At 41.1% G+C, this 10,939-nt stretch carries 14 protein-coding genes; 2 read left to right on the top strand and 12 right to left on the bottom strand.

Annotated elements, in window-relative coordinates; translation table 11 throughout:
- Positions 1–5: 5 nt before the first annotated feature.
- Both ACT3QN_RS11905 and ACT3QN_RS11900 read right to left on the bottom strand, forming a co-directional pair.
- The gene (locus ACT3QN_RS11905; protein WP_444529243.1) at positions 6–1,466 is read right to left on the bottom strand and encodes a hypothetical protein; all 1,461 of its coding nucleotides are present in this window, start codon (positions 1,464–1,466) and stop codon (positions 6–8) included.
- 178 nt (positions 1,467–1,644) lie between these two features.
- Positions 1,645–2,349 (bottom strand): hypothetical protein, encoded by a 705-nt coding sequence (locus tag ACT3QN_RS11900; RefSeq protein WP_444529242.1) that lies wholly within the window; start codon positions 2,347–2,349, stop codon positions 1,645–1,647.
- 320 nt (positions 2,350–2,669) lie between these two features.
- Here ACT3QN_RS11900 and ACT3QN_RS11895 point away from each other — a divergent pair, with 320 nt between their 5' ends.
- Positions 2,670–2,873: a hypothetical protein gene (locus tag ACT3QN_RS11895; RefSeq protein ID WP_444529241.1), complete on the top strand. Its 204-nt coding sequence runs from the start codon at positions 2,670–2,672 to the stop codon at positions 2,871–2,873.
- Between the two features lie 98 nt (positions 2,874–2,971).
- On the top strand, positions 2,972–4,057 hold the full coding sequence (locus tag ACT3QN_RS11890; protein ID WP_444529240.1) for a hypothetical protein: 1,086 nt from the start codon (positions 2,972–2,974) through the stop codon (positions 4,055–4,057).
- A gap of 161 nt (positions 4,058–4,218) precedes the next feature.
- Here ACT3QN_RS11890 and ACT3QN_RS11885 read toward each other — a convergent pair whose 3' ends face one another.
- From ACT3QN_RS11885 to ACT3QN_RS11840, 10 genes are all read right to left on the bottom strand, one after another.
- Positions 4,219–4,677 (bottom strand): hypothetical protein, encoded by a 459-nt coding sequence (locus ACT3QN_RS11885; RefSeq protein ID WP_444529239.1) that lies wholly within the window; start codon positions 4,675–4,677, stop codon positions 4,219–4,221.
- Between the two features lie 168 nt (positions 4,678–4,845).
- A complete protein-coding gene (locus ACT3QN_RS11880; protein ID WP_444529238.1) occupies positions 4,846–6,225 on the bottom strand; it encodes a replicative DNA helicase in 1,380 nt (459 codons plus the stop codon).
- The gene (locus ACT3QN_RS11875; RefSeq protein WP_443556121.1) at positions 6,225–7,079 is read right to left on the bottom strand and encodes a hypothetical protein; all 855 of its coding nucleotides are present in this window, start codon (positions 7,077–7,079) and stop codon (positions 6,225–6,227) included. The genes ACT3QN_RS11880 and ACT3QN_RS11875 overlap by 1 nt, the downstream gene beginning before the upstream one ends.
- On the bottom strand, positions 7,054–7,371 hold the full coding sequence (locus tag ACT3QN_RS11870; RefSeq protein ID WP_443556120.1) for a hypothetical protein: 318 nt from the start codon (positions 7,369–7,371) through the stop codon (positions 7,054–7,056). The genes ACT3QN_RS11875 and ACT3QN_RS11870 overlap by 26 nt, the downstream gene beginning before the upstream one ends.
- 126 nt (positions 7,372–7,497) lie before the next feature.
- Positions 7,498–7,728 carry a hypothetical protein gene (locus tag ACT3QN_RS11865; RefSeq protein WP_444529237.1) on the bottom strand — a complete coding sequence of 77 codons (231 nt, stop codon included), beginning with the start codon at positions 7,726–7,728 and terminating at the stop codon, positions 7,498–7,500.
- Positions 7,725–8,333 carry a hypothetical protein gene (locus ACT3QN_RS11860; RefSeq protein WP_444529236.1) on the bottom strand — a complete coding sequence of 203 codons (609 nt, stop codon included), beginning with the start codon at positions 8,331–8,333 and terminating at the stop codon, positions 7,725–7,727. The genes ACT3QN_RS11865 and ACT3QN_RS11860 overlap by 4 nt, the downstream gene beginning before the upstream one ends.
- Positions 8,326–8,883, bottom strand: a complete 558-nt coding sequence (locus ACT3QN_RS11855; protein WP_444529235.1) for a hypothetical protein — start codon at positions 8,881–8,883, stop codon at positions 8,326–8,328. The genes ACT3QN_RS11860 and ACT3QN_RS11855 overlap by 8 nt, the downstream gene beginning before the upstream one ends.
- 67 nt (positions 8,884–8,950) lie before the next feature.
- Positions 8,951–9,253, bottom strand: a complete 303-nt coding sequence (locus tag ACT3QN_RS11850) for a helix-turn-helix domain-containing protein (RefSeq protein WP_443556112.1) — start codon at positions 9,251–9,253, stop codon at positions 8,951–8,953.
- Positions 9,254–9,255: 2 nt separating this feature from the next.
- A complete protein-coding gene (locus ACT3QN_RS11845; RefSeq protein ID WP_443518305.1) occupies positions 9,256–9,534 on the bottom strand; it encodes a helix-turn-helix transcriptional regulator in 279 nt (92 codons plus the stop codon).
- A gap of 168 nt (positions 9,535–9,702) precedes the next feature.
- Entirely contained in the window at positions 9,703–10,932 is a 1,230-nt protein-coding gene (locus ACT3QN_RS11840) for a hypothetical protein (protein ID WP_444529234.1), read from the bottom strand.
- Positions 10,933–10,939 lie beyond the last annotated feature (7 nt).

The raw sequence follows: 10,939 nt of genomic DNA, 5'->3' as shown, positions 1-10,939 counted from the left end.
ATCGACTACCTCAACGCTTCAAGTTGTTTGCGACGCTCTTCAGTACTTAAGCTAGTGTTATTTTTTATCGCTATGGCGCGTGGATCGTTAGCATAATCAATAGGCTCTAGAGGAATGGATCGAGTCTCACCAGTATTTCTGTTAAGTAGTAAGTCAGGGTTTTTAATGGACGTCAAACCATCTTCAGATAAAGTTTCGCCACCACTGATACTGGTCCAATATTCTTTATCTGAATCAGTGTTAGAACCTTTGAGCATTTGAATTTGTGCAGCAATCGCTGATTTCTGCCCTTCGGTTTCAGCAGTAGCATATTTATCGTAAAGGTTATTGAGTTGTTTAGGTAAGTAGTTAGTAACTTCATCATTAGCTTGCTGCATATCTAAGCGTCGAGTATTAAAATTGTTTTCCTGCTGGGCCTGTGCCGCGGTCTGTCGGAACTTATCCGCATCAAAACCGAGCTGCTGGCTGGCACGGCTATTCGCACCACGCTCATTCAGCTCAGCGCGTGAATTCTCGCCACCCTGTGACATAGCTTCTTGCGCCAATTTCTGCGCAGCGTTCATCTGTGTGGTGTACTGCTCGTTGGCATACTTTGCATCATCACCATTTAAGATTGCGTTTTTAAGGGCAATCTGACCGGTGGTCAGTCCAGCGCCATTTTTGTGTGGCTTAATATCCATTGCTAGTACTGCGCGGCGACTGTCTTCACCATAAGCTTTACGAGGTGGCGGCATTACAGTAAATCCAAATCCATTATTGACGCCACCCATTGTTGGTGCAATCGGCTGTGCTACGGGTGCATTGTTATCTACAGACAGTCCAAACTTTTTATTATCGGGATTGCCGCGCTGCACACCATTGGCACCGAACCCGAGTTTGGGGCTGTCGCTATACACAGGTTTTAGCACATCAGCTTCATCCGCTATCGTCTTGTCGCTCACATTATTATTTCTCACCACGCCTAGCTGTGGCGCGGCTATTTGAGATTGGGCTTGCTGATTGGGCACCATGCCCAACTTAGGCGCGTTAGCAGCATTGGGACGATTCATTACTCTAATATCAAGTGAAGGCTTTGCTGTCACTGGATTTGTCGCGAGTCCGGCTCGCTCTTGTCCTTGTGCTTTCATTTGCTGTACTGCTTGCGGTTGCTCTCTGACAGGTAACTGAACGATGCTTCGAGCCTGGGCTAACGCCGCAGCCTGTTTTTGGTCGCGTTCTTGTCTGTTGATCTCAATCTGCCCTAAGGCTTGAGCGCGTTGTTGTCTTCCATTACTCGAGGCTTCCTGCATTTGAGTCTGCGCTGGAGTAGGCGTTATCTGTGCTTCTTGTACCTGCTTATTTAACTTGCCAGCATCAAGCAGACCACCTTGGCCTGCCTTGGCACCAAAGCCTAGTTTTTCTCTGTTACTGTCAAACTGCTCACGGCGTTTCTTTCTTTCTTCATCTGATACATAATCAAAAGACATGTTATTTCTCGCTAATTGAATGATTATGAGTACAGTATGAGCAATATTGCGTGATACTTAAAACCTTATAGCGGTGCTGAGAAAATGCCTTAAACGGAATTGTCCTGAAGGTTTTACAAAACTCAAAATTGAGTTTTGCTTTAAAGTCAATCACTTGCAGGCCAGTCTGTCTTATTGATTAATAAACATTAGCTTTAACGCCTATCGTATTACTTGCCACGTTATCTACCTCACCCTCATAGGCAGGATCATCTTTAACCACACTAAAGGCATTGCCGTTATTGTTCGCAATGCTGTGTAGCAAGCTGGTTAGCGCGTCGATTGGGGAGCTGTCAGCATCGTCGAGACTATAAGCCTGACGTTCTAACATGATAAACTTGGTCATGATATCTGCCAAATCTTTTAGTGTTCGCACATGGTTAGATACTGACGTAACACGCTCATACGCTTCAAGTGCGCTTGCATCTACCACCTCTGCTTGTAGCGCTGCAATAAAAAGGTCTTCTAATCGTTTGCGGTTATCGGTGCCTATTTGAGCTTTTAAGTCTTCAAGTAGCATCATAGATAGTGCGCGAGCTTTACCGATATCCTCTCGGTGAGATATGCGAATGCTAGCGGTAAGTTTGGCATTCTCCTCTACAGTGGCATTATCCATACTCTCTAAACGTCTAACTTCGCGCTTAACAGCATTGGCATTAACAATATTATCCGCTTCTAGTCTGATACGTTTACTAAGGTCACGCGACCAACCATTACGCTTGGCTCTCGAGCGTAGCGTGCTATCTTTGACATTAAAGTCTTCAGCTATTTGTGCGACTGTTTTCACGTTTGCGCGATATGCCAACTCAATCGCTTCCCAGTTTGCTTTTACTTTTTTAGCCATGACCTATACTCCAAAGTGTTTATATATGAGCTTTTTACTATGGTTGTATGCACTAAGTCGAACCTTATAGGAGTGATAATGCGCGAATCAGTGCAGCTTATTCAGTCATGCATAATCACTTATATATCGTGCATAATCTCTTTTTAGGTCAATGAGTAATAAACACTGCAAGTTGCCAATGAGTGCTTTGTTATGACTTTCTATAGTGCATATGATTAGCGACTAAATAAAAAGAAACTACGTAGAGGGGCCGACGTTACTACTCGCAACATAAACAGTTTTGAGGTGCTTTGATGTCATATATAAAGAGGATTTTGTTCATGCGAAAATTACTAATCGTTACGGGTTATATGCTGCTTGCCTTAAAATTAATCTGCACACCAGCGCAAGCTAATTCAGACGGAGACTATAGGGAGTCCGTACAAATGCAGCAGTATGAAGAGGAAGATGATCTTAGTGTTTTTGAGCTGATACTAATAATAGCGTGTATTATCGGCGTGTCTCATTGGCTCAGATTTAAATAAGGCTGACAAGAAATAACTATTGTCTATAAATGTTAGACATGAGATGAGTAGGGCGGATATAATTCCTATATTAAAACTGTACTGGAATAGGACTAGTCATGGATAGCATCATAATTTTTGGCCTTTGTTTGGCGGCGTTGGTTATTATCGTTGCGTCATTTTGGTACTTATTCCAGACCGTTCGTATTATGTGGACGTTTAGCTCTTTATTAGCTATTGCAGCTGTAATTTTTAGCCCTTTGGTTCATATTGTTTTTTACTTCATTCCTAAGGATGGATTTGATCAGTATGAAAAAAGCATGTTTAAGAAGTATTTTCTATCTATTGCTGCTCTGGGCATATTAGGGATTGTTGTTTCTATCGTCATACCTTCTATCATCGGACAAGACCAAGCTGGCGAGATGACGGGTGAGGTTGATACTAGCCAGCCTTGGGATTGGGACATACGTGCTGAGAATCAAGAAGAGGTACTAGCATTGACGGCTGCTGATCCTAACGATGATAAAGCTGCTGAGCTGCACTTTGAGGCTATTTATCAAGCTCATCCTGATGCAGATAAGATTATGGAGAGCCCTGAGTTTGTAAGTTGGGCGCAGAGCAAGCCCTTAGAAGAGCAAGATAATATTGCTAGAATTTTGGAAGAGGGCACGGCAACAGAAGTAATTTATATTTTTAGCACTTTTAAAAAAGAGTTGAAAGATTATAGAGCTTACGAATATCAAGCTCGACGTGATAATGCACAAGCTTTAGCTCAAAGAGAGTATCAGGAAAAGAAGAGCCGTGACATGGAAGCTATTAAAGCTCATAATCAAAGAAGTCAGCAAGCACAGTATCAGCAGTCGCAACAACAGCTATCCACTCAAGCATCACTTCCAGCTCAGGGAGCCAATACAGAGCGTCAGTTAAGCTACGATGAAAAGCTTGAACGCGAAAGAATAAAAGCCTTAATCAGCCAACCCATTAAGGGCTCTAAAGGTCTGACAGCGTCACAGACAGAACAGTTATTAGCGCTGGAACAAGCTCCTGCACCGGCTGTGAGACGTGGCTATAATGAACGATTAGAGTATGAGAGAGAAAAAGCTCGAATCAGGGAGCCCGTTAAAGGATCAAACGGTGAACTAACTCGTGCTCAGAGAGATGCGCTAGTCTCACTGGAAACAGGCCAATCTATGCCATCACGCTAACCTAAAGGCACTTCTAACTGTGCAAGTTCATTCTAAAATATTGGCAGGCAAGCTCAAAAGAATTTATTCGTAATGTAAATTTTATAGAAAAAATAAGGCCCTGCAGCGATTGCAGGGCTCTCTTTATACCTATATTTAATTAGAAGAAAGAAAGGATATTGCTAAGAGGGACTGCTAGCGGTTAGTACTTTTTGTAGCTCCCTAATCTCTCTACGCATCTCTTTCGTTTGTAAATCCATTTTAGCAGTAGTGAGTGCGGCATGATGGCCCAGCTCAATATTGCTATATTGCATGGCTTCGCACATCATAAGCGAACCTACGATACGTGCTTCTTTTGGTGTTAATGTCCAAACGTCATCACCAATGTCAATCTTAACTGTGCCACAGGGCAGAATTATCTTACTGATGATACGTGCTTGATCATGAGTAACAACTGGTACATATACACCACGTTGAATACGATAGATTAATCCATCGTTAACTAATGATGTTAGCTTCTCGTCAATCACCGCAAGTGATAAGTCAATCAAACCCGATAACGTCTCACGAGTAACTGACTGCTCTTGATTATTTAAGTCAATAATCGCATCTAAGACCATCTGCTTATTTGTTATGCGCATACAATTATCCTCAAATTAATATATAATTAATATGCGAACGGCATGCGATAACATTGCTCTGTTACTTGCCAGCCAAAGCACTCATGCGACCAACATGGGTGCTTTTTTATTTAGCCTTTGTTTTGTTGCAATACTTATTAAAGGGACGAGGTTCGTCATATTTACTGATCACAAGTTATTGCTCCTATAAGGTGGTATTTCATCACCAGTGTTGTATGTTGTTAGATTGCTAAAGCGGCTGTATTGACCTTCAAAAGCAAGTTTCACCGTTCCATCACTGCCATTACGGTTTTTAGCCACGATGACCTCTACTACGTTAGTATGCTTGCTTACGTCTTTCTCGTACTTATCTTGCCTATAAACCATGGTGATAATATCTGCATCTTGCTCTAACGCTGAGGAATCCTTCAGGTCACCCATATGAGGGCGCTTATCAGGTCTTGATTCACATTGGCGGTTGACTTGGGACAGCAGGATCATTAAGCAGTTATATTGCTGAGCAACTGCTCGTAAGGCTCTACTAATCTCAGCAATCTTTGTCCGTAACTCTCCACCAGCTTCAATAACTTCTTTCATGATTTGAATGTAGTCGACCATAACTACACCTATTTCGCCATGACTTCTATAAATGCGGGCAAGCTCTGTCTTGATGCCTGCTAGCGTTATTGATCTGTCGTCATTGACGTGTATGTTTAGCCCCTGGATAGTTGCTGTGGTGGCGTAGAACCTTGCATAGTTATCTTCACTAATCTTTTCTTTCTTAAGCGCCTGTACTGGGATAGAACCCTCAGCACTAAGCATACGTATTGCCATATCAGAAGCTTTCATTTCTAAACTAAAGATAACACCTGCTTTGCCAGTAGTTTTCGTGATAAACCTAGTGATATTTTCAGCAAGTATGGTTTTGCCCATTGTTGGGCGTCCAGCTATAACCCATTGATTACCTACGTCTGCCATGACTGATTTATCTAAGTCGTCATAGCCTGTACGCATGAATGTCACACCATGCTTTTTAATATATTCGACCTGATCTATGACTCCATGTAACAAGCTGGTCATATTTTGCGTTTTGCTCTCAACATGACCAGTCGATACATTGACCATACTATCTACGCAGTTGTGTAATACGTCTAAGGCATCATTCTCTCTATCGCTTAGCGAGTGAACAGCAATATTTAACTTATTTGACATCTCACGCCTTAACCGTAAGTCCTCTAGCGTCTTAATATGTTCATCTAGATTGCATGAGAGCATTACATGAGGTGTGCTAAATATCTTTACCAGGTATTCATCCCCGCCTGCTTCTTTTAATTTATTAACCTGCTTCAAGCGATCACCAACTAGCACAAGATCAAGCTCTTGTTTTGGGTCTGTTTTTTTAAGGCTAACAATAGCTCGATAGATTGTTTTATGTCGTTCAGCAAAAAATATCTCTAATCTTATGAGGTCGCTATATTTATCGTAAGCCTCATCACGAGTCATAAGAATTTCCAAGATGCGCTGTTCAATCTCAATACTGTACAACTCCTGCTGATTAAGTAGTGTCATTAGAAGCCCATCCCTATTATTGTCTCAGCGTGCTGAGCTCTAATTTCTTCTGCACGTTCGTCTGATACTGGGACATCCTCAGGCTCATTAGCAGAATCCATGTAATAACGGTTGTCTTCATTAGCGAAAGTATAGAAACGTTTGCGGTCTTTTGCATCCATCTTCTGAAACCACTTAACAACTGATCGGGACCGCTGTAGCTCAGCTATTCCTTTTTCATTACACCAAGTAATAAATTTATAGATCTCTGGCTTTAATTCATCATCATTGACTGGCTTACCAACTGGAATAATTCCTGCCATCTTTAATTGGTTTTTAACTACCTCATAAGATCTATCAAAAACCTCTAATTCATTTTCCTCTTTAAGAATATCTTTATTAATATCTTTCTTTATAAGTGTGGCGCTTTCCGCCACTACTCCTATGGCGCTTTCCGCCCCTACCTTGTGGCGCTTTTCGCCACTACCTATGTGGCACTTATCGCCACTACTGGCGCTTTCCGCCACTACTGGCGATTTATGCCATAAGTCAGACTCTTGATTGATTGAGTAATGATTAATACAGCCTTGTTTTTTTATTACCTGCACTAGACCCGATTTCACGGCTTGCTTAACATGCTCATACGCTGTTTTCTCTCTATTTGTACCCAAGACACGCATGAACACTTCAGTAGGAATTGCTGCTGACTTCTTACCGCCCATACCTTCTGTGTACCTAATAACCGTCAGGACCACTACTAATGCGCCAGGCTTGAGCATACCTCCTGCCACATAATCAATTATGCTATTAGGGCTTCTATGCCACTGCGATTGGTATAAACCTTCACCCTTATTTTTCTGTTTGTCGACGCTCATTCTTCAGCCCTCCATCTATTAGTGGGCTATATACTTCTGGTATAGTGCCTCTTACTATTTGGAAGCCTTCAGGCCCTCTAAACCACACTGGCATAGGTTTATGAGCTTGAGCGAATGTTATATCGAGAACAGTTGTGCTATCATTATTCTTATGATCCATCACTAATGATATGTATTCACTTGCCAGCCCTTGCGGAGGGGTAGGTACAAAAGCTTTTATCAGTTCCAAGAAGCCTGAGCTTAACGTTCGGGCTTTTTTGTGGGCGTTGGTTTTACGCAGTGTGGTAGTCATTACTCCCTCCCTGCCGACTTATTTGTTTAAGGTCTTGCTTGGAAGGTTGGCGAGTAGCGCGGTACTTCTTATAGTAACTTTTACGCTTTGCATGGCGGCGGCTTTGTTTTGATGGATAGCTATTTTTCATAGTTCCACCTTCGGCTCTTTGTTAAGGCGAGACAGATCATCTTCTGAATAATGATGGAAGTCTTGAGCTAGATACTGTCCAAGATCGGCAAGTTCTTGAGCTTTGTATGTATCACCCCTTTCAAGGTCATTCTTGATGGTAGTGAATAAAGCGTTGAACCATGAAAGGCGCTGGATTTCAGCTTCTTTAGCGTTTATCAAATCGTTAGCTGGTTTATTAATACTCATGCTGCCACCTCAGTACCAAAGGTGGTTTGAACTAATGATTTATTGATGGTGTTTAATCTACTACTAAGTAAGTCGGCCCATGTGTCAGTAGAATCATGCGACAAGCGTGCCATTGATGCTGCTTGGCTTGGCGTCATCTTCTCTTGATAGATCATCCATAACAGAATGCCAATATCATTCAATAAGCCAATAGCACCATCGATATCACAAGCGGTGTCCGATAGCTCCATAGATGATATTAAAATTACTTCATCATCATTGCCCTCTGTGGTATCGATTACTGTGCGCTGATTGGCTTGAGTAGCGAACCTGCCGTTATATAATATTGCAATCGCTTGACGGTTGGTTGGCGTGTCTTGGAATAGGGACGGCTGATAATCGTCTGTTTCTGTATCAGATACTTTGACAAAATAGCCTTTATCATCGTAGTAGAAGTGACTACCATCGTGAGTGAGTGCCAATAGGTCACGCTTGCCGTATGGGTCGGCTGTCAGTACAAACGAGGTGAAGCTTAATGATGGGCATAGAACACTATCACCAGCTTTGAATGTGGCTAGTGTAGGGGTGTTTTGGTTTTTTGAGGTCGTACGGATTGAATTACCCATGAAGGATAGCTCCTGAACAATTAGTTAGTTTGTTGCCACCCGAAAAAAAGGGTGACAGGTTATTAACTACCGTGTTCAGACGGCGGGGCTTATTTCCCACGAGGGGTCTTTTATTCGGCCCACTTAACCCGTCATAGATGTTCGCACCGATGGTATCGGTACTATATTTATGACTTGCCTGCAGTGCAGAAATATTCGTATTTATGTCATTGGTAAATCGCTGATAGTTAGTCAGACAGATTTTGGACATAAAAATAGCCAGGGGATGACGGTTTGGCTTTACCGCTGAACAATTAGTAGTGATACTATCATAACGCTTGTCATCGTCTATTGTAAAGAGATTAATGCCAGAATCATCACTGTTTAATCTATAGCAGGCAAGCTTAAGCTTTTGCGTGGATAGCGCAATCGCTTTCAAAAAATGGGTAATATCCCGTGTTACATCAGAAAATGAAAACTCTGAATCCATAACTTTTGACAGGACTTTGACTGTATCAATCAAACTCAAAACACTGTTGTTCTGACTCGAATTAGTGTGATAAAGACTCAACTTTGAGTCCTTATACTCATAATTTGAGCTAGACGGACACTCTCCATGCTGACCACACTGAATGCAGTTACTTAACGTCATGATGAGCCTCACTTTCTACTGACTCGTTAATGATGTCATCAGGGTTTTTTTGGTAGCTTTGAATAACCTCGCTGTCTATCCAGTATATGCTATACGTTTTACTATTCTTAGTGACCATCTTACTTTTGATAGGCATCCCGGATTTTTTCAGGTCATAAACGCGTTGCGCCAAAGATGTTATGTTATAAAGCTTATAGGCTTGCCAAGTGTCAATAGCATGGCCCGCTAACATATGCGCCTTAACGGTATCATTTTGGGATTTGATGGGGGTGTGTCGTGGAGTAATCATAGTTACACCTCGCTACGGGTAGCTTGGCCATGACTATCCAACCATTGGTTTATTTCAGATAAGCGCCAAACGCTGGCATGACCAATTTTTATCGGAGCTGGGAACTGGTCGTTTTTGATTAGATGATAGATGTGTTTAATAGAAAAGCCAGTTATACCACGTGTAGCAGGCTTGGCCGTCACGGTGCGTTTTTGCCCTGACTTTGTAATGTAGCTCTTAGCAGCTCGCGCAGGCTGGTTGGCAAGATCTGCCATTCTTAGATATCGATCGACTAGTGTCATGATGGTTCACCTCTTCGCATTTAAAGTAATGGGCAGTAACGCCCTGCTATGAGGTGAAGTTTGAGGGATAAGATTGATTAGGTCATTGCAAATGCAATTTGTAGATTGCATTTGCAATTTGTACTTGCAACTCGTAGATTGCATTTGCAATCCGTACTACTAAAAATATCAGCTCTTCTTTGCATCACTTAACATTGCATTAGCTTTAGCGAATAAGCCATTTATATTTCTAGTCTTTAAGTCTTTGATACCCATGCCTTCAATGTGCTGTGCGAGTACTGTCTGTGTGGGTTCTTTCTTACCTTTATCTTTATCACTTTGGAAGTAATAACCAGTGATCTCTATATCTAATAATAAGTCTTTCAAGACTGCTATTAGGAAGTAGGCACTATCTTTAAGGTTTGGCTCCTCGTCAACATCCAATTCTTTTTCTTGTTGCTTTGGCGCATTAGCTTCAGTTTTTACTTGTTCTAATTTCTTAATTCTATTATTAGCGGTCGCTAGCTCCTCAACAAGCTGATCATAGGTTTTAATGACGTGTCCTACTTTTGGTGTTCCTGTTTTATCCCTCTCTAATAGATTTGGAGGAGGTAATCGCTTATTACTTTGATTCGACTCCTTTGATGCAGCTGTATTATCGCCTGAATTCCGCAAGTCTGGTAAATCTGAAAATTCAAAGTAAAAATACTTAAAAGGTTTAAGAGCGGTATCTGAGAAGTTTATACCCCGTTGACTGCCATCTAGGGTATGGTAAATACCTTCTAATAGCTCAATTGAAGTTGTATAGTTTAAAGAATTGGTTTGTGAGACTAAGAAGTATTTCTCTTTTTCCACGTCATATAAATAAAGTTCGACTTCACTGAATGAAATATTTTTAACTAGATACTCAAGAGCTAATTTTAAAGGCTTTCCTGAGCCAATGCCTTTACCTAAATCATTTACATATTTGAGTGCAGAAATATAGTTTTGGTCATTTTGGTCAAGATCTCTATCAATTGGGTTGTCGATAACCGCAACGTCAATAAAGGGCTTTTTGTAGCTATCAGGGTTTAGATTAAGACTCTCTATAAAACTAGCACTAAAAATTTCGTGTTTCAAAAAGTAAGATGTAATAAACTTATTGTTTTTCTCTAACTCGCTCATGGAATAAAAACGAAAATTACCTATTTTGTTATGTTCAGATATTAGATATGTTATATAGCCATCGAGTGAATACCCATTAGCAGAGTTTTTGATATAAACATTAATATTATCGTGAAGATCGGATAAACAAAATTTGCCTAGATATTCAATGACCAAGTCATCACTGTCTTTAGTGTGATTAGAAACCAATTTAATGAAGGCACTAACACTGATATATTTATCATCTTCTTTTTTTATCAGATCTACTAAGCTCACAGTACAC

Origin of the sequence: Psychrobacter sp. AOP7-C1-14, assembly GCF_052376135.1 — a bacterium.
Classification (GTDB): domain Bacteria; phylum Pseudomonadota; class Gammaproteobacteria; order Pseudomonadales; family Moraxellaceae; genus Psychrobacter.
This window is presented reverse-complemented; position numbering and strand designations above follow the sequence as displayed.

What these genes read in the sequence shown, in the direction of transcription:
- ACT3QN_RS11905 (WP_444529243.1), bottom strand. Translation starts at nt 1,466, where the DNA reads ATGTCTTTTGATTATGTATCAGATGAAGAAAGAAAGAAACGCCGTGAG.
- ACT3QN_RS11900 (WP_444529242.1), bottom strand. Translation starts at nt 2,349, where the DNA reads ATGGCTAAAAAAGTAAAAGCAAACTGGGAAGCGATTGAGTTGGCATAT.
- ACT3QN_RS11895 (WP_444529241.1), top strand. Translation starts at nt 2,670, where the DNA reads ATGCGAAAATTACTAATCGTTACGGGTTATATGCTGCTTGCCTTAAAA.
- ACT3QN_RS11890 (WP_444529240.1), top strand. Translation starts at nt 2,972, where the DNA reads ATGGATAGCATCATAATTTTTGGCCTTTGTTTGGCGGCGTTGGTTATT.
- ACT3QN_RS11885 (WP_444529239.1), bottom strand. Translation starts at nt 4,677, where the DNA reads ATGCGCATAACAAATAAGCAGATGGTCTTAGATGCGATTATTGACTTA.
- ACT3QN_RS11880 (WP_444529238.1), bottom strand. Translation starts at nt 6,225, where the DNA reads ATGACACTACTTAATCAGCAGGAGTTGTACAGTATTGAGATTGAACAG.
- ACT3QN_RS11875 (WP_443556121.1), bottom strand. Translation starts at nt 7,079, where the DNA reads ATGAGCGTCGACAAACAGAAAAATAAGGGTGAAGGTTTATACCAATCG.
- ACT3QN_RS11870 (WP_443556120.1), bottom strand. Translation starts at nt 7,371, where the DNA reads ATGACTACCACACTGCGTAAAACCAACGCCCACAAAAAAGCCCGAACG.
- ACT3QN_RS11865 (WP_444529237.1), bottom strand. Translation starts at nt 7,728, where the DNA reads ATGAGTATTAATAAACCAGCTAACGATTTGATAAACGCTAAAGAAGCT.
- ACT3QN_RS11860 (WP_444529236.1), bottom strand. Translation starts at nt 8,333, where the DNA reads ATGGGTAATTCAATCCGTACGACCTCAAAAAACCAAAACACCCCTACA.
- ACT3QN_RS11850 (WP_443556112.1), bottom strand. Translation starts at nt 9,253, where the DNA reads ATGATTACTCCACGACACACCCCCATCAAATCCCAAAATGATACCGTT.
- ACT3QN_RS11845 (WP_443518305.1), bottom strand. Translation starts at nt 9,534, where the DNA reads ATGACACTAGTCGATCGATATCTAAGAATGGCAGATCTTGCCAACCAG.